Source organism: Paenibacillus sp. JT31N11 (genome assembly GCF_056269285.1).
The window spans coordinates 105,773-127,617 of the sequence record NZ_JBWDNQ010000006.1 but is presented as its reverse complement, the minus strand read 5'-3'; the positions used below and the strand labels follow the sequence as shown (position 1 = coordinate 127,617).

The following is a 21,845-nucleotide window of genomic DNA, read 5'->3' as shown; positions in this document are numbered from 1 at the left end:
CTATTCAATGGAAATCGTGGTCAAATCGGCGAACCAGGATTGCGGCTGCACAAAGCCTTTCACTTTCGGCGCCAATGCGCGAAGGTTCATGTCATGGACCACAAAGATCCAGGGCGCGTCGTCGGCAATGATGGCGGAAGCCTGGTTAAGCAGGGCCGTTTGCTCCGCGGGATCGAAGCTCGCAGTCGCTTTGTTGATTAATTCGTCGTAAGCAGGGTTGGAGTAGCCGCCCAGATTGATCCCGTTCGGAAAGATCGAAGACGTTGCGAAAAACTGAGAATAGAAGGATGGCGAGATCGTCGGAAGCGAGATATTGTAAGCTCCCACCTCTTTATCCTTGGGAAACCCGGACAGGAATTGCGTTAGCAGCGTCTGCCATTCAATCGATTCGAGCTTGACGTTGATGCCGACATCCTTGAGATTCTTCTGAATATATTCATTCATCTGCATCGGCCACATATTCCCTGATCCGCTGGTGGGAACGACGAAGGTCGTCGTGAAGCCGTCCGGATAACCCGCTTCCGCCAAAAGCTGTTTGGCTTTCTCCGGATCGTAGGTGTAGGGCTCGCCTTTATCGCTGAACCAGGCATGGCCTTTATACATCGGCTGTGTAGCCGGAGCCGCTGCGCCACCGAGCAGAGCCGTACTTAAGCCGTCACGGTCGATCGCATAGTTGGCCGCCTGGCGGACCAGCTTCTCTTTCCATGGACCATCCTGCAGATTGAGCACATACGGCCAGATATGCGGGTAAGGATTCGTCAATACCTGGAAGCCCGAGCTCTTCAGCAGCTCAATGGATTCGGTCGGCGGCACTTCCGCCCAATCGACCTCGCCGGATTGCAGAGCCGCCAGACGGGCAGACGGATCGCTGATCGGACGAAGCACGATTTTATCCAGCTTCGGCGCGCCGTTCCAGTAGTTCTCATTCTTGACCATGGTCAGCTCCTGTCCCTGCTTCATGCTGTCAAACTTGAACGGGCCGGTACCCACAGGGTGATTGACATAGTCGGCTCCGCTTTTCTTAATGGCATCGGGACTGCCGATCAATAAACCGGACAGGTCATACAGCAGGAAGCTGTAAGGCCCCTTGGTCTTGATCGTGACCGTACTGTCATCAACCTTGGTGTACGATTCGATATACCGGAATGCGCTGGCGCTGGTTCCTGCCAGCTGTGCGTTGTAATATTCCGATTTCGGATTCATAATCCGGTCAAAAGCAAAGATGAGCGCATCCGCGTTAAAAGGAGTTCCATTATGGAAGGTCACATTCTGGCGGAGATGAAAGGTCCACATCGTGGGGTCCGTTGTTGAGGTTTCCCATGATTCCGCAAGCCCGGGAACCAGCTCGGCCGGTTTATCGCCCTGCTTCAGATCCCAATTGACCAGCGCATCATATAATTGATAGCCGACAAACCGCATACCCTCGTAGCCCTCCGTCGGGTACGTGTCGGGAACCGGAATATTGGCCGCTGACATGCCGATGATGAGCGTCTGCTCCTTGGATGATCCGGAGCCCGAGTCGGTTCCGCCGCTTGCAGCGGCATTGCTTCCTCCACTGCCGCCATCCCCGCATGCGGTGATCATCACCATTGCAGCAATCAGGAGAAATCCTGCTAATTTTCGTGCCGACATAAATCCCAGTATGCTTCTCATCTCATAACCCCTCCATGATTTGGCGCTTCTTGCGCCTCTTTATTTTCTGATTATTCTGTCTATTTTAGCTCCAGCAACCCTATTCTCATCACCTTATCGATTATTGAGCGATCGGCTGCTCCTGATCCAGCAGGAAGCATGCAGCGCCATGGGCTTCGCCGTAGTAAGTAAACGAAGGGGCTTGCTCACGGCATGAGCTTCGGGCAAGCGGGCAGCGGTCCGCGAACGAGCAGCCTTCAGGCATGGCGGTAATCAGCGGCGGCTGCCCCGGAATAGTCGAAAGCTTGCCCTGCTGGCCCCGTCTCGGTGTCGCAGCGATAAGCCCGACCGTGTAGGGATGTGCCGGAGCCGAGAGAATCTGGCGGGCTCTGCCGTACTCCACAATTCTGCCTCCGTACATCACCGCAATATCATCCGCCATTTCAGCCGCTACCCCGATATCGTGAGTGACAAGTACGACCGACATACCATATTCCGCCTGGATCTCTTTGAACAGCCGGAGGATTTGCGCCTGTATCGTCACATCAAGAGCCGTAGTCGGTTCGTCCGCAAGCAGCAAATCCGGCTTGCAGGCGAGCGCCATAGCGATGACGGCTCTCTGCCGCATGCCTCCACTCATTTCATGCGGGAAAGCCCGCATTCTCTCCTCCGGCGAAGGGATTCCCACTTTTCCGAGCAGCTCGACGACCTGCCGTCTGGCTTCATCCTTTTTGATGGATTGATGCGTAAGAAGAGTCTCTGCTATCTGGTCGCCTACCCGGTACAGCGGGTCCAGAGCCGACAAGGCATCCTGGAAAATCATGGAGATCCGGTTGCCGCGAATGCGGTTCATTTCCTTCTGCGATTTGGTCAGAAGCTCTTCATCACCCAGCTTGATGGAGCCCGATATCGCAGCCCCCGACGGCTTGAGGCCAAGAATCGAACGAAGCATCACGCTTTTCCCCGATCCCGATTCCCCAAGAACAACAAGCGTCCTGCCCTTCCGTACCTCTAATGACACGCCTCTGACAGCAGCCACCTTGTTACCCCGAATGGAAAATTCCGTAACCAATTGGCTCATTTTCAGCATCTCTGACATATGTGCTCCCTCCTTGCGATTAGGTGCGGAACTCTTGATGTCATAAATACTAACACAAAAATTATCCTAACAGGCTATCAAAACATTCTATACCCTCCTTCCCGTCGTTTTCAAAGAATTCTGTGTTATATTTCTTACCAATAAAACATCATCACGCCTTGAACAGTCTTTTTGAACTATCAGAAAGTGCAAAATTCGTTGTCCTTTTCTGATATTTTGTGAGGGAAGAAGCTAACTTTGCCGCCAAAGGACGGCGAAGCCGTTTCTTCTTATCTATCAAAATGTTCTTTGCGTTATGTTTTATGACAATCCAAGTCAAGGAGGAAGTAAGAAATGAAAACCATCAACCCTCAGCTCTCCTTCTCCACCATCCACGAGCTTGGCGATCAGATCCGCACGCGCGCAGTCTCTCCCGTGGAGATTACGGAGCAGCTGCTCCAGCGGATCGAACAGCTCAATCCGCAGCTGAATGCCTTCGTCACCTTAACCGCCGAGCTCGCAATGGATGAAGCCCGTCAAGCCGAGAACGACATTATGAACGGCGGATACAAGGGACCGCTTCACGGCATTCCGATTGTACACAAGGATCTTTATTATACGAAGGATATCCGCACCACAGCCAGCTCCAAGATCTTGAGGGACTTTGTCCCGGATTATGATGCCACGACCGTTGCCAAGCTGCATGAAGCGGGCACCATTCTGCTGGGCAAGGTTCAAACCCATGAATTCGCCTCTGGCGCAACGACGCAAAGTCCGCATTTTGGCCCATGCAAAAATCCGTGGGATCTCGAGCGCGTGCCAGGAGGCTCAAGCGGCGGCTCCGGTGCGGCTGTTGCGGCAGGACTCGCCTATATGGGAACGGGTTCGGATACGGGCGGTTCCATCCGGATACCGGCGGCCTGCTGCGGAGTCGTCGGGATGAAGCCGACCTATGGCCGGGTCAGCCGTTACGGCATCTTTCCGATGGCCTGGTCGCTTGACCATGCAGGCCCGTTAACCCGCAGCGTCAAGGATGCCGCCCTGTGTCTGGAGGCGATGGCCGGGTTCGATCCCAAGGATGAATCCACCGTGGATATCCCCGTTCCACGCTATGCCGATTCCTTGCTCCCCTCGCTTAAGGGCCTAAAGATCGGCATCCCTGCTACCTACTATTACGAAGAGCTGGACCCGGAAGTGGAAGCCGCGCTTCACGCCGCTATCGCCACTTACAAGGAGCTTGGCGCAGAAATCATCGATGTGGAGCTGCCGAAAATCGAGTACGCGGCCTCCGCCTTATCCGCTGTTCTGTTAGGGGAAATTACAGCCATCCACGAACAATGGATGGATTCGCGCATAGAGGATTACGGCACGGATGTCCGGCTTATGCTGGAGAGAGGACGCAATCTTCCCGCATCCACCTATCTGCAGGGACAGCGCGCCCGCCATCTGATCGTGCAGGATTTTCTGAATGCCTTTAGCAAAGTGGATGTGCTGCTAACCCCTGCCACTCCCCTCACTGCACCGCGTGCGGATGATATTGCGGGAGGAATGAGACTTGCCAGGCTCACCGCTCCCACCAATCTCACCGGACTCCCGAGCCTGTCCATGCCATGCGGTTTCTCCAGCGAAGGATTGCCTATCAATATGCAGATCATCGGCAAGCCCTTCGATGATGCCGGCGTACTCGCCGCAGGCTATGTGTACGAGCAAAATACGCCCTGGCACAGCCGTCATCCCGAGCTTTCCTGATACGGACAGCAGCATTCCATTCATAAGGAGGATAAAAACCATGACAGAACAAAAAAAGACTTCCGGCACGGAAGCCCTGGAAACAACCGTTGATATTCAGACCACCAAGGAGGATTCGGCTATCGACGCCTTCGCCTCGCAGATAAAGCGATTGAAGGAGCTGGATCTGACCGGCATCGAGCCGCTCCTGCCCCCCACCTGGAAGGCAGAGCGCTATTCCAGGGATTAAGCGCCGTCATCCCTTTATCTGATAGGCATTGGGGAACAAGCAGCTGACGCGTTCGACCAGGCTGCTGTGAATGCGACGGGCGATTTGTTCGGTGGGATGTGCGGATGTGGGGGAAGCGGAGTAGGTGACCAGAACCGGCAGATTGACGAAATCGTATTCGACCAGAACCATATTGAAGGGGAGCGGTTTTCCGATCAAATGCGCGATGCTGGTCGCCGGCAGGAAGGTGTGCCCGAAGCCGCTTATGACAATATCCAGCGCCGCCCCCACATCATTGACGATATGGAAACGCTCCGGAACGCCGCCAAACATACTGATCAGCATGCGCTCTGTCATCTCATGGTAACTCAGCAAGGGCGAATTCTCGAACAGTACGAACGGCATGCTGCGCAGCAGCGGCAGATTGCTCAAGTCGGGCGCGATGACCGGATAATTCTCCTTGGGCGTAAGCACGACCACTTTATCTCTCATCACAAAAAGAGAGTCCTGACGGGCAAAGCTGTCCGTCGGCGTATGGATGCAAATATCAAGGCTTCCGCAATCCAGCAGATGCTGCAGCACTTCGGAATGCTTATGAATAAACTTGCATTCGATCTCCGGCGCAATCTGCTGAATCCCTTCGATGATCGGAGACATGAAAGCGGGATGGAAGAAGGACTCGACGCCGATCCTCAGCCTCCTGGCATCCGTGACCGCTTCGAAGGGGCCCTCCAGCTCCCTGTTCTCCTGCTTGCGAAGCAGAGCCGAAGCTTCCTCCAGCTCCTGAAACAGCTGAACGGAGTAAGCCAGGAAGAAGCGCCCCTCCTTCGTCAGGCGGATGCCGTCCCAGTTGCGCTCCAGCAAAGTGACGCCAAGACCGTCCTCCAGCTTGCGCAGACGGGCGCTCAATGTGGGCTGGGTCACATGCAGCAGCTGAGCCGCTTTGGAAATGCTTTTCTCACGGGCAACGACAATGAATGAATGCAGGCCTTCCATATCCATCATTCCTCACATCCCTTCGTTATCATAAGTGGAAGTCTGATAATTCCGAGAACTATATGTCATATTCTATTACATGATTATGAAATAAGAAAGCGGATATGCTTTTATTTGGCTGGTCAGCATCCAATTTCCTCACATGAGAAACTATAAAAAGGAGTGATTCACTATGAAACATTACTTGAATCCACAGGATACCGCTTTGGTCATTATTGATATGCAGAATGATTTCTGCCATGAGGAGGGCGCTTCCGCGAAGATGGGGACCGGGGACATCAAGGCCTTCCAGGCCACTGTGCCCTCGATTAACGCGCTGATCGATCAGGCGCGCGAAGCCTCTGTACCCGTGATTTTCGTCATGATGACGCTTAATGAGAGCACGATTTCCGAAGCATGGTCCAACAAGTTTCCCGGAGGCTCCATTGTCGTCAAGGACACGTGGGGAACGGAGTTTTACAAGCTTCAGCCGCAGAAAGGCGACTACATTGTGGAGAAGCACCGCTTCAGCGCCTTCATCGGCACCAATCTGGATCTGATTCTGCGCTCCCTTGGGCGTAAATCCATTGTCCTGACCGGCGTTCTGACGAACGTCTGCGTGGAATCGACGGCAAGAGACGGCTTCATGATGGATTACAACATAACCCTCGTCTCCGACGCCTGCGCCGGATCAAGTCCGGCCGCCCATCAGAATACGCTAGATATGATTAATATGGTATTCGGCCAAACCACCGACTCCGCTAGCGTCGCCGATTATTGGAAGCAGGCGATGAGCATAAGCCAATAGACCTTTTTTCTGCCATAGAACATCAAATGCTCAAACCGCGGTTCTCCAATGAGTCCGGTTTGAGCATTTATACAAGATTACACAGAACCGCCACGGGGGATTGAGCAGCGGAGCTATGAAGTCCCGCCTTATTAAATATAAGCGGTACTCCGACCAATATTAATTGCATTCTGCGTTATAAATAAATGAAGCGCCCGATCTCCAGAACCGGGGAGACAGGCGCTTTCTCATGATTTGCCTTTTATGAACGTTCAGAAACGGCTCCGCTGCTGCGGCACTTCCCCTTCTTCCTCCGCTAAAAAGCGACAGGAAGGGTGGCTAACCCCTGCGAGCTCAGCGTGAAGCTCCAGACCACACTTTCTCGAGAGATATTGAGCCGCAGGTCAGGCATCCGCTTCAGCAGGGTGGTAAACGCAATATCTCCCTCCAAGCGGGCCAGCGGCGCCCCCAAACACATATGGATGCCTTGTCCAAAGGCGAGATGACGATTGATGGTGCGCGTAATATCCAGATCCTCCGACTGCGTAAACTGGTGCTCATCCCGGTTCGCTGATTTCAAAACGGGAATGACGACATCACCCTTCTTGATCTGCTGCCCGGCGAACTCGATATCTTCAGTGGCGTAACGCGGTCCCGCGATGGTGGCAGGCCCATTGAAGCGCAGCAGTTCTTCGACGGCCGAAGGAACCAGACTGAGGTTGGCTTTGAGCTTCTCCAGCTGCTCGGGATGATCCAGCAACGTGAAGGTGCCTGTTGCGATCAGGTTCGAGGTTGTCTCGTGGCCGGCAAAGATCAATAAGGTGATCATCGAGATCAGTTCTGCTTCGCTGAGCCGATCCCCCTCCTCTTCGATCGCGACCAACTGGCTGATCAAGTGACCATCAGGATGGCGGCGCTTGTCGGCCACAAGCTGCGCGGTATATTCGCCGAAGGCGCGCATTTGCTCCTCGACCCCCGGCTCTCTCCTTCCGAGGCCCAGGCCGTGCGCGATCGTCGCGGACCAGGCATGGATCTGTTCCCGGTCTGCTTCAGGTACCCCGAGCATGTCGGAAATGACGTTGATCGGCAATGGATAGGCATAGTCCTTGACGAGGTCCATCTCGCCTTGAGCCTGCACCCGATCAAGCAATTCGTCAGCAATCTCCTGTACGCGAGGGCGCAAGCTTTCCATATATTTGGGCGTGAAGACTCTGGACACCAACCTGCGCAGCCGGCGGTGATCGGGTTCATCGACAGAGAGCATGGATTTTCCTGTAAAAAAGGTAGGGGGAGCGGATGGATCCGCATTGACGCCAATTGATTGCCTGATGTCGCTGTGGCCGTCGATGGTGCTCGCATCTACAGTAAAGCGGGCATGATCCTTGAGTATCTGCGCCGCCTCTTCCATACGCGTGACCATCCAGGCTTGGCGGTCGGTTCCACCCATCGGAAACGGGATAGAAATAATGGGTCCCATAGCCCGCATCTGCGCGAATACCGAAAACGGGTTTTCATCGCTTTCACCGCTAAACAGGCTGAGTGCTGCCTTTTTGGATACGCTTTGATCCGAATTATTCATGATAACCATCCTTTCTCAAGAACCCTTTGCTTTTAAAAAAAAACGGGGATTGAGCTTTCAAAGTCACATGTCTGGATGCCGAATTCAAGATAGAGAACCACGCAGCCCGTCCAGAAACAACCTCAACGGCGGAATCAATACAGCGTTTTCACTTTCTTACATTGTCAATTGCCTCTGCACAAAGTATAATGTCACTGAGTGACAAATGTCAATGAAGGAAGAAATGATATGGATAACATAGAATCTTTACAATACGAGGAAACACAGCAAGCGGGCTTGCGGGAGCGTAAGAAGCGTCAGGCTCAGGCAGCAATTGAAGAAGCAGCACTCCGGCTCTTTCAGCAAAAGGGTTACGAACAAACCTCTATCCAGGATATTGCCGATGCGGTCACGATGTCTCCACGCACCTTCTTTCGCTATTTTGCGTCCAAAGAGGAGATTCTCTCCGGGCTCATTCGTACAATACAGCGTGATGGTATCCGCTCCCTCTATCACGTTGAGTCAACGGCATCGCCGCATAATGCGCTGCGGGAGCTCTTTGGCTTTCTGGCCAGCCGGTATCAGCAGCAGCGTTCCGGTCTTTTAATCCGATATCAGATCGCAATGCAGACCCCGTCGATCGCATCCTTGTTTCTTTATGCCCTGCTGGAAACAGAGCCTGCCATCTGTGACGCGCTTTGCTCCCGCCTCGAACCTGCGGCAGACCGCAATGAGATGCGCTTCCTGGTGGCCATCTATATGGCTTCATTGCGTGTCGCCATAGGGGAGTGGCTGGAATATGAGGACAAGCTTGATCTTGTCTCCCGGCTGTACAAGCATATTGACTACTTTTTGACCATACCCCTTGGGAACAAACAAATGAAATGATGTGAATGATTTATCACCTTAACGATCATTGAGCGGTCGGGCGCTCCTGATCGGCAGGAAGCATGCTCACACTAACCTCGGACAAACGGGCAGCGAGCAAGCAGCCTTCGGGCATGGCGGTGATCAGCAGCGACTGTCCCGGTCCGGGGTCCTTACGGAGCAAATCGTACATGTGCAGAACTCGCAGAATATAGGACAATAAGTTCCAAACAAAAAAAACTTGCCCCGATAGAAATATCGAAGCAAGTTTTTTTATCGTTAACGGCATATACTCCAATAAACCTTTTGGGTTTATTTTTTCTTGCTCTGCGCGATCCGCTCATCCAGCTCATTCAAATATGTCCAACGATCCATCAAGTGCTCCAGCTTGGCTTCCAGCTCCTGCCGCTGGGCAATCAGCAGCTGCAGCTGGGCCGAATCGCTGGATGCCGCTTCCATCTTGTCCGTTGTAGCTTCCAGCTCCAGCTCCGCTTTCGCGATATCCCCGTCGATTGTTTCGAATTCCCGCTGCTCCTTGAACGACATCTTGAGCGGCCGTCCGGAACCTCCCTCCTGGGAGGATTCACTTGCCGGGCTGCCGCCCTTGTCAGGCACCGGCTGCCCGACGCTCTTCGCGTCCTCTCCATCCGAATCGCTGCCGCGTCTTGCGCTTCCCTCTGCGGATACTCCGCCGCTGCGGCCAGTCCCCGTTCCGCCAGCCGCCGCTGCGACCTGCTCGTAATCGGAGAAATTGCCGACATGCTGGGTAATGACGCCGTCACCCTCAAAGGCAAAGATGCGGTCGACGGTGCGGTCCAGGAAATACCGGTCATGGGAGACCACGAACACAACACCGGGAAAGTCATCCAGATAATCCTCCAGCACGGTTAAAGTACTGATATCCAGATCATTGGTCGGCTCATCAAGCAGCAGCACATTGGGCGCTTCCATCAGCACGCGCAGCAGCTGCAGCCTCCGCTTCTCTCCGCCCGAGAGCTTGGCGATCGGCGTCCACTGCTGGGTGGGAGGAAAGAGAAACCGCTCCAGCATCTGCGACGCGCTTACGGTTGAACCATCCCCTGTCGTCACGCGTTCCGCGCTTTCGCGGATATACTCGATGACGCGCAGCTGATCGTTCATCTCCTCCCGCTCCTGCGAGAATACGCCGAGCCGAACCGTGGCTCCCAGCGATACCTCTCCGCTATCCGGCTCAAGCTTGCCGGCAATCAGCTTCAGCAGCGTCGATTTGCCGAGCCCGTTGCGGCCCACAATTCCCACCCGGTCCTCCGGAACGGCAATATAACTGAAGTCGCGAATCACTGTCCTGCCTTCGAACGATTTGTTCAGCTTCTCCAGCTCGATAATTTTCTTGCCCAGCCGCGAGGACGCGACGGACACCTCAAGCTTGCCATTCGCTTTCTCCGGCGCAGCATCCTGCAGTGCTTCGAAGCGCTGAATACGCGCCTGCTGCTTGGTCGAGCGGGCCTTGGCACCCCGGCGCATCCATGCCAGCTCATTGCGCAGCAGATTTTTCCGTTTGGATTCCGTCGCCGCCTCCCGCTCCTCGCGGTCGAGCTTCAGCTCCAGAAATTGGCTGTAATTGGCCGTGTAGAAGTACGCCTTGCCCCGGTCCAGCTCCAGCGTCCGGTTGCTGACACGGTCAAGGAAATACCGGTCATGGGTAATCATCAAGAGAGCGCCCTTGCGCTTCTGAAGCATGCCCTCCAGCCAGGCAACGGATTCGTTGTCAATGTGGTTGGTCGGCTCATCCAGCAGCAGCACATCGGCAGGCTGCACAAGAGCGGCCGCCATGGCGACGCGTTTGCGCTGACCGCCGGACAAGGTGCCTAGCCGCACATCGAACCTCGCAATGCCAAGCTTCGTCAGCGCAGTCTTCGCTTCGCTCTCCAGCGTCCATGCATCCAGCTCATCCATCCGCTGGTTGGCCCGTACCAGCTGCTCCTGCAGGCCGCTGTCTCCGGGCATCTGCTCCAGCGCATGAAGCGCCTGGATCGAAGCGCGGACGGCGCGCATCTGCTCCGAATCGCCGCTCAACACATGCTCCAGCACGGTAAGCTCCGGATCGAATACCGGGTTTTGCGAGAGCATCTGCACAGTAGCCCCGCCGGCAACAAGAATAGAGCCCGAATCAGGGGGCTCTATTCCTGCAACAACATTCAGAAAAGTCGACTTGCCGGTGCCGTTCACACCGATAATCCCGATCTTGTCGCCTGTCTCAACGCCAAACGACACATCATCAAACAATATTTTCTCACCATAGCTTTTGGCAATGTGATCAATCGTTAATACATGCATACCTTAATCCCGCCTAACATGGAGTCGATCGCAAAGAATTCACGCATGTGCATTCCCTGTCCTCTATCCACTTTAAACGATAAGCTAAGCTTCAATCAAATCTTTCTTTGAATAGGCGGCTGCAGACTGCTCCGCCTTGAAGGCAATCGCGGCCATCGTACGCACCGCTTCCACCGGATAAATGCCTGAAGCCGTCTCCCCGGAGAGCATCACCGCATCGGTTCCGTCCCATACCGCATTGGCTACGTCGCAAGCCTCAGCGCGTGTCGGACGCGGTTGGCTTTGCATGGATTCCAGCATTTGCGTCGCCGTAATGACAAACTTGCCCGCTTTGTTGCAAGCGCTGATCATCAGCTTCTGGGCAACCGGAACATCCTCGAGCGGAATCTCCACGCCCAGATCGCCGCGCGCCACCATAATCCCGTCGGAAGCCTCGATAATAGCCTGCAGCTCCTCAAGCCCTTCCTGGTTTTCGATTTTGGAGACGATCTGAATATGTCCGGCGCCCTGCTCTGCCAGCATCCGCTTCACCTCAAGAACATCCTCGGCGCGGCGCACGAAGGACATGGCGATCATTTCCACATTCATTTCAACGCCGAACCGGATATGCAGCTTGTCACGTTCCGTTACGCCCGGCAGACTTGTGCGGATACCCGGCAAGTTGACGCCTTTGCGGGATTTGATGATGCCGCCATTCTTGATGACGCATTCGACATCGGAGCCTTCAACGGAGACAACCCGCAGCTCAATCAGACCATCGTCAATCATAATGCGCGAGCCCGGCGTCACATCCTGCGTCAAATCATACGAGACGGAGATCCGTTTGTCCGTGCCGGTGATCTGTTCTGTCGTCAAGGTCAGCGTTTCTCCGGTCTTCAGCAGATAGGAAGGCTCCTGCAGCAAGCCTGTGCGGATTTCCGGTCCTTTGATATCCAGCATCGTGGCGATCGGCATATTCAATTTCCGGGCAACCGAGCGCACTCTCTCAATACGTTCGCGGTGATCGTTCAGCTCGCCATGCGCCAAATTCAGCCTGGCAACGTTCATGCCCGCTTGAATCATCTCTTCCAGAAGCTCATCGGTATTGCAAGCCGGTCCCATTGTACATACAATTGTTGTTTTTTTCATCCGTGTCACTCTCTCTCCTTGTATATATCTCTATTCTTCATTATAGAAGAACCCTTGCGGCAAGAGGACTCACTATAGTACAGTAATTGTATTATAGTATGACAGAAACCGGTGATAAGCATGTTCCACATCTTTGAGATCTCACAGGACCGGGGAATTCCGGCAAGAGAGAGAAGGCCGATCGGCAGTGACTGCTACACGCTGATCTGGGTGCGCTTCGGGCAATGCAACTATGAATACAGGGGCAGCATCGCGCTCTGCCGCAAGAACGAGCTGCTGCTGATCCCCGCAGGCGTGCCCGCCGCCGAGCTGCGCGGAGCCGGCGGTATTCGCGAGAGCATCACCGTCCGGTTCAGTCCGGCCAGCAGCGGGGCAGCAGGCCAGCTTCCCCTGCTTGCGCGGAGGGAGCCGCTGCGCTGGATGACGCATATGCCGGAGCTGCTGCTGGATAAGCTGCTCCAGCTGGCCGAGCACTGGAGCGAGCGAGATCCTTATTTTAGCGTGATGTGCGGCGCATTGCTGACCGAGCTGATCGTGACCGTCAACCGCGAAGTCGATGAAGGGGAGCAGGCACCCTCCTCCATCCGGCATATTGAACGTATGAAGCATTATATTGAAGACCAGTACCGCAGCCATATTACCAAGGTCGAATTGGGTGCCTGCATCGGCGTCAGTCCCAATTATGCGGCGGCATTGTTCCGCAAAATGACAGGACTGACAATTAGCGAATATGTCCACCTCAAGCGGATGAAAACCGCCCAGTATATGCTGCTGCACTCGCAGCTGTCGGTGCAGGATATCTCCGAGCATCTGGGCTACAGCGATCCTTCTTATTTTAACCGCGTGTTCAAACGGATCGTCGGCAAGCTGCCCTCCGTGCTCCTCGCCGAGCGGGATGGGACAGGAAGAGAATAATCTTAAGGAGGACGAGTTCTTGAAAAACAAACCGAACATCCTGCTGATTACAAGCGATCAGCAGCATTGGAACACGCTAGGAGCCTTTAACCATGAAATTTCCACCCCCAATCTGGATCGGCTGATCAGAGAGGGCACTACCTTCAAGAACGCTTATTGCCCCAACCCGACCTGCACCCCGAGCCGCGCCTCCATCCTGACCGGCAAATACCCGAGCCAGCATGGAGCATGGACCTTGGGGACGAAGCTCCCGGAGGATCAGGATACGATCACGAATAACCTGGGCAAGGCAGGATATAAAACAGGGCTGATCGGCAAGGCTCATTTTCAGCCGCTCGTTTCCACCGAGGACTATCCGTCCCTGGAATCATACCCGCTCATGCATAATCAGGAATTCTGGAAGCAATTCAACGGACCCTTCTACGGCTTCGACCATGTGGAGCTGACGCGGAATCATACCAACGAGGCCCATGCAGGGCAGCATTACGCCCTCTGGCTGGAGCAGCAGGGCTGCGCCAACTGGCGGGACTATTTCCTGCCCCCAACCGGAACGATGGATTCCTCCATTACCTACAAATGGCCGATTCCGGAGGAGTACCACTACAATACTTGGATAGCGGAGCGCACGAATGCCAGGCTGGAGCAGCATGCCGGAAGCGACGAGAGCTTCTTCCTCTGGTCCAGCTTCTTCGATCCTCATCCGGAATACCTTGTTCCGAAGCCGTGGGATACTCTGTATGACCCTGACAAGCTGACGATCCCGTCTATTTATCCCGGCGAGCATGACCGCAACCCTCCTCATTTTGCCAAGACCCAGGAGGAAGCGCCCGACTTCTCGGACCTTCGCGAAACCGGCTTCGGCATTCACGGCTATCGCTCCCATCTTCATTATGGATATGGGACGGATTTTCCATTAACGGATGAGCATCGCAAAAAGCTGGTGGCTGTCTATTACGGGATGATCAGCATGATGGACAAATACATCGGGCGCATTCTGGATAAACTGGATGAGCTTGGGCTCACCGACAATACGATTGTTGTCTTCACCACGGACCATGGACATTTCTTCGGCCAGCACGGCCTGCAGTTCAAGGGCGGATTTCATTATGAGGATCTGATCAAGCTTCCGTTCATCGTCCGGTATCCCGGCCATGTACCTGCAGGGCAAACCTCCCAAGCCATACAGTCGCTGGTCGACCTCGCCCCTACTTTCCTGTCCTTCAGCGGACTTGCGGTTCCTCTCCCCATGACAGGAGTCGATCAGCGGGAGGTGTGGCTCGGCCAGCAGGCAAAAGCGAGAGACCATGCTATCGTGGAGTTCCGGCATGAACCTACCACCATTCATCAGAAAACCTATATCAATGAGCGCTACAAAATAACCGTTTATTACAATCAGACTTACGGCGAGCTGTTTGACCTGAAGGAGGATCCCGGAGAAATTCATAATCTGTGGAATGAACCGGAGCATGAAGCCTTGAAGCAGCAGCTGCTGCTCCAATATATATGGGCCGAGCTAGGCAAGGAGCCGCTGGCCATGCCGAGGATCGCCCATGCCTAGAAGACCGGCGATAAGCCGGCGGAGCAGGCGAATATAGTCTGCAATAAGCATCAGCCTTTTGTATCCGCGCGCGGCATCAAGCCGGCATCTAATTTGATAGAAGCCGCTAAACGACGTATTGGCTTGATTCAAAAAAATTCCCGTATCCAGGATGGCGGTCATCCGCTGAAGCAGCGGAAAGCTTGCCATCCGGTACGGGAATTTTGCTTGTCATTACAGCTTAAAGCGGTGGGCCAGCTCCTGCATTTCCTTGGACATGCCGCTTAGTGATTCAGCGGAAGCGCCAATCTCCTCCATTGCGGCCAACTGCTTCTCCGTAGAATCGGAAATGCCGTGAGCGAGTGTATTGCTTTGCTCCGATATACGGTCTATTTCCTGCAGCGAGGCGGCAATTTCCTGCGAGCTCGCGGACATCTGCTCTGCGGCGGCCGAGCTCTCCTGCACCTGATCCACAACACTTTGCGTCGCATCCAGAATCCGCGTCAGCGCTTCGCTGGTATGCTGGATCGACCTTGTTCCCTCCCGGACTTCCCGCTCGCCCTTCTCCATCGCAACGCCCGCTTGTCCGATATCGCCCTGGATCGTTTGAATCAACTCCGCGACCTGCTGCGCCGATTCCTTGGAACGCTCGGCCAGCTTCTTGACCTCACCCGCCACGACCGCAAAGCCCTTGCCCTGCTCACCAGCGCGCGCCGCCTCTATGGAAGCGTTCAGCGAGAGCAGATTCGTCTGCGTCGACAAGTCGGTGATAACCTCAACGATCTCGCCGATCTGGTGCGAGCGCTCACCGAGCCTGGTCACGATGACAGCCAGCTCATCGACCGTCATATTCACAGCGGCCATCTGCTCCGTGCTTTGCTCCAGAAGCAGATTGCCCTGCCGGGCCTCTTCCAGCGTCAAGGTCGATGACTCGAATGCCGCGGCAGAGGTCGAGGCCACACGCTGAATGCCTGATGCCATCTCTTCCATCGCCATCGAGCTCTCCTTGATGCTTCGCGCCTGCATTTCGCTGCTTGTCGCGCTTCTTAGCACCGATTCGGCGATATGATCCGTCGCCTGTGTCGTCTGCTCAATCGCATCGCTTAATTCGCGGGAGGAAGCCGACAAAGAATCCGAGCCCTTCAGCAGCCCCGAAGCCAGCTGCCGCAGATTGGTGTACATCGCCTCGAACGATGAAGCAAGCTCACCCAGCTCGTCCTTGTTGCCTACCTTCAGGTCTGCTGTCCGCAGATCTCCGGTTGAAAACACTCTGGCCTGTGCAGCGAGCTTTCGAACCGGCCGGGAGATATGGCGGGCAAACAGTGTCATGACAACAACGCCCGCTACCCAGCAGCACAGCAGCGTAATAATAATCGTATCGCGGATATGCTTTTGGCCGCTGTTATAATCCTGCATATAAGACCCTGCCGCAATAATCCAGCCCCATTCGGGACTTGCCTCGGCGTAGACGATTTTCTCCGCTTCCTTGGCAGAATTCGGGAGCGGCCACAAGAAGGTCGAGAATCCTCCGCCGCTCAGTCCCTTCTGGATCATATCTTTTATGTAAAAGAATCCGTCGCTCGTTTGCTTCTCGGCTATATTCTGGCCTTCCAGAAGGGGATGCGCCAATAAGTCCCCGTTCTCATTAAGCACGAAGAAATAACCGTTCTCCCCCATATCGATATTGGCGTTAATCGGCCGCGTATCGCCTTCCTTCGGCCCCAGCAGCAGCTGCTTCATGTTCTCCTCAGCTTCTTCCTGCGTCATGCCGCCTTGTTTCACCTGCTGTGACAAGGCCTCCGTCATTTCAATAGCCATGTGGACGCTATTGCTCAGGTTTTTTTTAATCAACAAATCCGCTTCCTTGAACGAAACCTGATAACTGATAATGCCCAGTACAAGAACAGGAGTCAGCAGGAGCAGCAGCGAAACCAGAATTAATTTGACCCGAATCGATAAATTCCTTTTTTTCTTTATCGGAATCATGATATTCTCCTCCTAATGGACGGTATATAGATCTCATGTCCTATATATTACTATTTATTTCGATTAATTTCGATATTTTTCGCTATAATTTGGTTAGAAGTATGATTATTTTATGTTATTTTGGCAGAAGCGCGTGACCCCCGATGCAGCTTCTCATAAAAAACGGCTTGAAAAGCGCAGGCTCAGCTGCATCTTTCAAACCGTTTTTTTAGAATATTAAATAATTAATTCACGGAGGTCGCCCACAATCCGGACAGGCTTATGAATGGCGTCCTCAGGATTACCGCCTCTCCGGTTGAGCCATATCGCGCGCCAGCCGGCAGCTGTTGAAGCTGTGACATCATTCACCCAGGCATCGCCGATGTACAGGCAGTTTCCCGGAGGCTGACCGATGAGACGGCTGATATGATGGAAAACCTCCGGGTCCGGCTTCGCGATTCCCAGTGCATCGGACACAAAGATCCGATCCTCCGGGATCATAAGATCCAGCCCTAATGCCCGGATTTTGCCCCATTGATGCCCGTAAGGCCCATTGGTCATAATGCCCGTATCGATTCCCTTCTGCTGCAGGGCTCCGATAAGTTCCGCCGCTCCGCCGGACAGGCTGATATGTTGCTGCCGGTGTTCATAGTCTCTCTGCAGCAGCGAAGCTTGCTCATTATCCAGTCCGAGCCCCAGCTCATCGAAGGCAAGGGTAAGCCGCTGAATTCTGACATCCTCAAGACTGAGCTCCCCCGCCTTGTACTTGTCCCATAAGCGGTCGCTGTAATGCCGTACCCTGCGAAATAAAGTTTCCGCTGCTGGTTCCGCCATTTCCAATTGCGGCAGCATATGATGCACCGCATCGCGAAACGGCTGCATCTGATCATACAGCGTATCATCAAGATCAAAGAACACCGCCTTGATCCCCCGTAAAGCTGTTTCCATTGCCTGTTCTCCTTCTTCATGCACTGACTGAGTACATTATACAGGACAAGGCAAGCCCGGCACCAATGGTTCGGCAGGCCTGCCGGCAAACAGCGGAAACGGATAAGTGCTGCCTCACTTATTCATTCAAGTAGGTGGTGACCTTGCCTTGGATAGCGGCTGCGGTTTCCTCCGCGCTCTTCTGTCCCTTGAAGAATGGACCGGTCTCGCCTGCAATCAGCTCGGCGATTTTGCTGTCTGTTTCCTGAACAGCATTAATACCGGTCATGTAGCTCTCCAGCTTGTCGATTTCCTTATCTGTCGGCGGTTCAATCACAATCGATTGCCCGTCCAATGTCTTCTTGCTCGTGGCGCCGGTGTTTTCCTGCTGCTTGAGCGCCTCCTGAAGGCCGTGGAATGCCTTCTTGCTTACGGGCATCCCTCTCATGCCGCTCCTTGAGCTGTTGGATTGAATTTCATCAGACAGTATGAATTTCAAAAATTCCCACGCCGCCTGCTTGTTGGGCGACTTGTCATTAATCGAGAGGGTCAAATTAGAGCGGAAAGCATATCCGGGGGCTGCGCCCGGAGCTCTGTAAACCGCCCCCTCAGCACCCAGCATCACTTGAGGAATCGTGATGAGATCGCTCAAATACCGGAAGGGATAGGGCAAAAACAAATTCAAATTGGTCCCCGCATCCGGGGCGACCATACCATCATCAACCATCTGCTTCGCCTGCTTGAGCAAATGGATGAATGCCTCCCCATCGAATGAGGCCTTCCCGGCCTCTTGATCGACGAACTGTCCGATGCCGGGGTTCAGCATCGTTTGCAGAAGCGTATCTGCCGGCATCTGGCTGATGGCCGAACCCCCTGACGGAACGAGCGGCTTGACCCGGTCGATAAATTGCTGCCAGCTCCAATCCTTGTCGCCCACATCGCTCTGTCCGATGGCCGAGCTGTCGCCGATCCACAGGTTGGTGAACTGCACCGAGGTTGGAATCGTCACATATTTACCGTTATATTTCAAGGTATCGAACACATTGGCATAGTAATCGTCCAGCTTAAAATCGGGATCGCTGTTCATCATTACGCCGATATCGGCGAGCATATTCTTGTCTGCGTATTTCTTATAAGGCAAATAGTTCGTAACCAGCATATCCGGACCTTTGCCGCTGGCCAGCTCCGTCGTGACCGTCGATACGAATTTATCCATATCCCGCTGAATCTGCGCTGATGCACCTGCGGCGGTTTTATCGCCCGGCATCGCGACATACTCTTTGAAATTTACCTCGATTCCCGGATGGGAAGCTTCGAATGCCGCTTTCAGCGAGTCAAAAAAAGGCTCATTCGACTGGACGGCGATCGTCAGAACAATGGGGTCCGCCGATACCGGTCCCGCTGTGTCCCCCGCAGGCACCGACGGTTCATTATTCGCTGTACTGCATGCTGCTGTCAGAAGCGGGAACAGTACAACCAAACTCATGGCAAGTTTTCGAAAGGTTATAACCATTGGACTGGACATCCTGAATTACCACTCCTTCTTGATCGTTATTTGGTGGTGATACCCGGCAACACTTAGTAACCATCCCCATAAAATGATCGGATCGTGAGGGGATATTATGATTTCAATATTCGCCTGCCTGGCTGCAGCGAGCATAACCAGGTGCGCTGCCAGAATGTAAAGGAAGATTCGAACGGCCATACTGCCGCTGCCGAGTCCGGCAGATCTCCATAATTTGATTCCGATCCATATAAAAGGCAAGCCTGCCAGCAGACCGGCTGCTGCAAGGCCGCTAACCAGTTCATTGACCCGCTGCCGCATCAGCGTCTGCCCATCGTACGAAACCGCTCCCGCCTGATTGGCAACAGCCAGAAACCGCTGGCCGAGCAAATCCCGAAAGAACGATAAATCGATCCAGCGGTCGGGAATCATTTCAGTCGGCAGATAGAGGGGAAAACGGATCAGCAGCCACATCATGCCGATACCTGCTGCCAGAGCTAAACCAGTCGCGGTTCTTCCAAGCAGCCATAGACGGTTGCTCCGCAGCACATCCATCCAATCATCCTTGACCAATGACGCTTGAATTCGCCTGTAAGCCTGGCTCAGATGGAGAATCAGGACCCTCGCGGCGGCAGCCATGGCTCCAACTCCTGCAGCAAACAGCAGGAGCTGTGTTTTTTGCGCAATCCACCGGTGCTCCTGCACGTCGCTGTCGATCACAAAGGAATCGGATCGGCTGCCTGCTGCTGCAAGCAGCTGTCTAATCCTGTCTTCGTCGGCGATCCAGGACCCGCTGTCAGCAGCAATGCGCATCTCCTGTATGGAAAGCCCCGGGTAAAGGTCAAGCAGGGTGGTAACCGGTACGATTATGTCCGGTCTGCTGTCATTCGTCATACTGCGCAGCAGTGAAGAGGACTCCTCAAACACACCGACGATATGGAATGCAGTACCGCCGATCTCAACGCTTTCCCCTGTTACATCGGTAGAACGAAAGAGCCTCTCCGCCATTTCCGTACCAAGCACCGCCACTCTGCTGTGCCCCGTTAGGGCTGTTTCCGTAACCGGACTGCCGGATCTGATCCATCTCTGCGTGAACAGGCCGTCATCCTCGCTGACGCCAATCACATCTCCGGTCACCGACACTTGCCCATAGGCAATCGTATCGGATCTGCTTGCCGACCAGGATGAAGGCAAGGGTGCCCAGGCAGCGGCGATGCTCTCCATTTGCCGAAGCGCCCATCCGGCGGAGCCCGTTGGATCGGCAGAAGCCGCTGAAGCGGATTCGGGATTAACCCGAACAGTTAACCTGTCAAGCTTCTGTGTTCCGTTTGCCTCTTCCCAGCTGTGGATTATGGCAGTCGATAATCCCGCACCTGACATCAGGAGCAGCACTCCTGCAAAAACAATCCAAGAAGCCAAGCGTGTACGGCGCATCGCATGGGCCTCCTTCTCATAGTCATCCCGCATAGCCCTTCGCTCTGCGGTCCGCGGGCTACTCCGCAGCAAGCACCCTGTCGCCGTCTGCCACTGGCTTACTGCTCGATACGACTACTTGGTCCCGGGGAGTGATTCCTTTGACCACAATTGTCTTTGTTTCATCCTGATCTCCGGTTTCCACAGCTGCCTGCTGCAGAAAGTATTCGCTGCCGAGCGGACCGTTTCGTTCCTTCAGCAGCAGCACAAATTCTCCGTCGGCATCCTCGCGAATAGCACCGCTGGGCAGAAGCATGGCGGACGGCTGCATCTTCTTCACAAGCGTCCATTCTCCGGTTTCTCCACCCTTCAGCCGCTCGTCCTTCAATGTGAGGACAACCTCCTTCCTGCCGCTTGCGGGCTCTGCGGCTGATCCGGCCGTCCCGGAAACGGGGGGAGCACGGACAATCGCTACCTCTGCGGGAATACGCGCATTATCGAGCGATTCAAAGACAGCCTCCGCCTGATCGCCGACACTGATCCGGTCGGCTTGACTTGAATCGAGCAGAAGCGTAATGCGCTGGCCAGCGGCGGGATCGGCCAGCCGGACGGCCGCCATCCCTGCCTGAACCGCAGCGCCTCTGTCCGCATTCAGCTCAATGACAATTCCATCTATAGGAGCCTTGATGACGGAAGACTGCTGAAGGGAGTCCTCCTGGCGGGATATCTGCCTCTCCATCATCTCCAAATCAAGCTGCATGCTCTTGATGTCCAGCGAAATCGTTCGGATAAGCTGTCCTTCCGAGCTTCTTTGGGCTTCGATATACTGCTCCTGAAGCTTCTCAAGCGCGATCTGCCGCTGCTCATACCGCGTCCGGTCGTCCTCCAGCGCCTCCCTGGCCGCCCTGGTATCGAATGTGACAAGCGTCTGCCCGCTTTTGACCTGGTCGCCGGTCTGGACATAGACCTTACTGACCGGCCAGACCGAACTCGTAAACAGATCATGAGTCTGCGCCGCTTCCACAGCTCCAGAGCCGGAAATCACATATTGGAGCGCACCTGGCGCCGCTTGCTGCAGCGTAACCTGCGGAACCGAGTAATTCAGCAGCGTGTTTGAGAACAGTGTAAGCAATGCAATGCCAACGATGAACAAGAAGATTACCTTGCGCAGGTATCGTTTGCCGGACCGTCCGGGCGATGCCGGGAGCGGACCGGCTATTTCCGGCAGCTGCATATTGAACCTCCTTCGATTTTGCACGGGGCAAAATCATTACTCGTAAGCTTAA

The 21,845-nt window shown here is 54.4% G+C and carries 17 protein-coding genes and 1 pseudogene; 6 read left to right on the top strand and 12 right to left on the bottom strand.

What is annotated here, in order from left to right:
- Positions 1-1,653, bottom strand: coding sequence for an ABC transporter substrate-binding protein (locus AC0YNV_RS21285; protein WP_475769802.1), 1,653 nt, complete (start codon positions 1,651-1,653; stop codon positions 1-3).
- A gap of 100 nt (positions 1,654-1,753) precedes the next feature.
- The gene (locus AC0YNV_RS21280; protein ID WP_475769801.1) at positions 1,754-2,731 is read right to left on the bottom strand and encodes an ABC transporter ATP-binding protein; all 978 of its coding nucleotides are present in this window, start codon (positions 2,729-2,731) and stop codon (positions 1,754-1,756) included.
- A gap of 333 nt (positions 2,732-3,064) precedes the next feature.
- On the opposite strand from AC0YNV_RS21280, the gene AC0YNV_RS21275 reads away from it, so the two are divergent.
- The gene (locus tag AC0YNV_RS21275; RefSeq protein ID WP_475769800.1) at positions 3,065-4,459 is read left to right on the top strand and encodes an amidase; all 1,395 of its coding nucleotides are present in this window, start codon (positions 3,065-3,067) and stop codon (positions 4,457-4,459) included.
- A gap of 40 nt (positions 4,460-4,499) precedes the next feature.
- Positions 4,500-4,688 (top strand): hypothetical protein, encoded by a 189-nt coding sequence (locus AC0YNV_RS21270; RefSeq protein WP_210042843.1) that lies wholly within the window; start codon positions 4,500-4,502, stop codon positions 4,686-4,688.
- Positions 4,689-4,694: 6 nt separating this feature from the next.
- Here the strand turns inward: AC0YNV_RS21270 and AC0YNV_RS21265 are convergent, their stop codons facing one another.
- Complete coding sequence (locus tag AC0YNV_RS21265; RefSeq protein ID WP_475769799.1) at positions 4,695-5,672, bottom strand: LysR family transcriptional regulator; 978 nt, start codon at positions 5,670-5,672, stop codon at positions 4,695-4,697.
- 163 nt (positions 5,673-5,835) lie between these two features.
- On the opposite strand from AC0YNV_RS21265, the gene AC0YNV_RS21260 reads away from it, so the two are divergent.
- Positions 5,836-6,450 (top strand): cysteine hydrolase family protein, encoded by a 615-nt coding sequence (locus AC0YNV_RS21260; protein WP_475769798.1) that lies wholly within the window; start codon positions 5,836-5,838, stop codon positions 6,448-6,450.
- 295 nt (positions 6,451-6,745) lie between these two features.
- Here the strand turns inward: AC0YNV_RS21260 and AC0YNV_RS21255 are convergent, their stop codons facing one another.
- Complete coding sequence (locus AC0YNV_RS21255) at positions 6,746-8,008, bottom strand: cytochrome P450 family protein (RefSeq protein WP_475769797.1); 1,263 nt, start codon at positions 8,006-8,008, stop codon at positions 6,746-6,748.
- A 228-nt stretch (positions 8,009-8,236) separates the two neighbouring features.
- On the opposite strand from AC0YNV_RS21255, the gene AC0YNV_RS21250 reads away from it, so the two are divergent.
- On the top strand, positions 8,237-8,875 hold the full coding sequence (locus AC0YNV_RS21250) for a TetR/AcrR family transcriptional regulator (RefSeq protein WP_475769796.1): 639 nt from the start codon (positions 8,237-8,239) through the stop codon (positions 8,873-8,875).
- Positions 8,876-8,900: 25 nt separating this feature from the next.
- Here the strand turns inward: AC0YNV_RS21250 and AC0YNV_RS21245 are convergent, their stop codons facing one another.
- From AC0YNV_RS21245 to pyk, 3 genes and pseudogenes are all read right to left on the bottom strand, one after another.
- Positions 8,901-9,047 (bottom strand): hypothetical protein, encoded by a 147-nt coding sequence (locus tag AC0YNV_RS21245; RefSeq protein ID WP_475769795.1) that lies wholly within the window; start codon positions 9,045-9,047, stop codon positions 8,901-8,903.
- Positions 9,048-9,166: 119 nt separating this feature from the next.
- The gene (locus AC0YNV_RS21240) at positions 9,167-11,170 is read right to left on the bottom strand and encodes an ABC-F family ATP-binding cassette domain-containing protein (protein WP_475769794.1); all 2,004 of its coding nucleotides are present in this window, start codon (positions 11,168-11,170) and stop codon (positions 9,167-9,169) included.
- 96 nt (positions 11,171-11,266) lie between these two features.
- Positions 11,267-12,298, bottom strand: a pseudogene (gene pyk / locus AC0YNV_RS21235) (pyruvate kinase); the annotation flags it as partial.
- A 120-nt stretch (positions 12,299-12,418) separates the two neighbouring features.
- On the opposite strand from pyk, the gene AC0YNV_RS21230 reads away from it, so the two are divergent.
- Both AC0YNV_RS21230 and AC0YNV_RS21225 read left to right on the top strand, forming a co-directional pair.
- Positions 12,419-13,213: a helix-turn-helix transcriptional regulator gene (locus AC0YNV_RS21230; RefSeq protein ID WP_475769793.1), complete on the top strand. Its 795-nt coding sequence runs from the start codon at positions 12,419-12,421 to the stop codon at positions 13,211-13,213.
- Between the two features lie 19 nt (positions 13,214-13,232).
- Positions 13,233-14,771, top strand: coding sequence for a sulfatase family protein (locus AC0YNV_RS21225; protein ID WP_475769792.1), 1,539 nt, complete (start codon positions 13,233-13,235; stop codon positions 14,769-14,771).
- Between the two features lie 213 nt (positions 14,772-14,984).
- Here AC0YNV_RS21225 and AC0YNV_RS21220 read toward each other — a convergent pair whose 3' ends face one another.
- From AC0YNV_RS21220 to AC0YNV_RS21200, 5 genes are all read right to left on the bottom strand, one after another.
- Positions 14,985-16,736 carry a methyl-accepting chemotaxis protein gene (locus tag AC0YNV_RS21220; RefSeq protein WP_210042869.1) on the bottom strand — a complete coding sequence of 584 codons (1,752 nt, stop codon included), beginning with the start codon at positions 16,734-16,736 and terminating at the stop codon, positions 14,985-14,987.
- 216 nt (positions 16,737-16,952) lie between these two features.
- Positions 16,953-17,663 (bottom strand): HAD family hydrolase, encoded by a 711-nt coding sequence (locus tag AC0YNV_RS21215; protein WP_475769791.1) that lies wholly within the window; start codon positions 17,661-17,663, stop codon positions 16,953-16,955.
- Positions 17,664-17,781: 118 nt separating this feature from the next.
- On the bottom strand, positions 17,782-19,167 hold the full coding sequence (locus AC0YNV_RS21210; RefSeq protein ID WP_475769790.1) for an ABC transporter substrate-binding protein: 1,386 nt from the start codon (positions 19,165-19,167) through the stop codon (positions 17,782-17,784).
- A 6-nt stretch (positions 19,168-19,173) separates the two neighbouring features.
- On the bottom strand, positions 19,174-20,580 hold the full coding sequence (locus AC0YNV_RS21205) for an ABC transporter permease (RefSeq protein ID WP_475769789.1): 1,407 nt from the start codon (positions 20,578-20,580) through the stop codon (positions 19,174-19,176).
- A 58-nt stretch (positions 20,581-20,638) separates the two neighbouring features.
- Positions 20,639-21,793, bottom strand: coding sequence for an efflux RND transporter periplasmic adaptor subunit (locus AC0YNV_RS21200; protein WP_475769788.1), 1,155 nt, complete (start codon positions 21,791-21,793; stop codon positions 20,639-20,641).
- Positions 21,794-21,845 lie beyond the last annotated feature (52 nt).

Coding starts and splice junctions, on each gene's coding strand:
- AC0YNV_RS21200 (WP_475769788.1), bottom strand. CDS start 21,793: ATGCAGCTGCCGGAAATAGCCGGTCCGCTCCCGGCATCGCCCGGACGG.
- AC0YNV_RS21280 (WP_475769801.1), bottom strand. CDS start 2,731: ATGTCAGAGATGCTGAAAATGAGCCAATTGGTTACGGAATTTTCCATT.
- AC0YNV_RS21270 (WP_210042843.1), top strand. CDS start 4,500: ATGACAGAACAAAAAAAGACTTCCGGCACGGAAGCCCTGGAAACAACC.
- AC0YNV_RS21220 (WP_210042869.1), bottom strand. CDS start 16,736: ATGATTCCGATAAAGAAAAAAAGGAATTTATCGATTCGGGTCAAATTA.
- AC0YNV_RS21285 (WP_475769802.1), bottom strand. CDS start 1,653: ATGAGAAGCATACTGGGATTTATGTCGGCACGAAAATTAGCAGGATTT.
- AC0YNV_RS21260 (WP_475769798.1), top strand. CDS start 5,836: ATGAAACATTACTTGAATCCACAGGATACCGCTTTGGTCATTATTGAT.
- AC0YNV_RS21245 (WP_475769795.1), bottom strand. CDS start 9,047: ATGTACGATTTGCTCCGTAAGGACCCCGGACCGGGACAGTCGCTGCTG.
- AC0YNV_RS21275 (WP_475769800.1), top strand. CDS start 3,065: ATGAAAACCATCAACCCTCAGCTCTCCTTCTCCACCATCCACGAGCTT.
- AC0YNV_RS21255 (WP_475769797.1), bottom strand. CDS start 8,008: ATGAATAATTCGGATCAAAGCGTATCCAAAAAGGCAGCACTCAGCCTG.
- AC0YNV_RS21215 (WP_475769791.1), bottom strand. CDS start 17,663: ATGGAAACAGCTTTACGGGGGATCAAGGCGGTGTTCTTTGATCTTGAT.
- AC0YNV_RS21210 (WP_475769790.1), bottom strand. CDS start 19,167: ATGTCCAGTCCAATGGTTATAACCTTTCGAAAACTTGCCATGAGTTTG.
- AC0YNV_RS21265 (WP_475769799.1), bottom strand. CDS start 5,672: ATGATGGATATGGAAGGCCTGCATTCATTCATTGTCGTTGCCCGTGAG.
- AC0YNV_RS21205 (WP_475769789.1), bottom strand. CDS start 20,580: ATGCGCCGTACACGCTTGGCTTCTTGGATTGTTTTTGCAGGAGTGCTG.
- AC0YNV_RS21230 (WP_475769793.1), top strand. CDS start 12,419: ATGTTCCACATCTTTGAGATCTCACAGGACCGGGGAATTCCGGCAAGA.
- AC0YNV_RS21240 (WP_475769794.1), bottom strand. CDS start 11,170: ATGCATGTATTAACGATTGATCACATTGCCAAAAGCTATGGTGAGAAA.
- AC0YNV_RS21250 (WP_475769796.1), top strand. CDS start 8,237: ATGGATAACATAGAATCTTTACAATACGAGGAAACACAGCAAGCGGGC.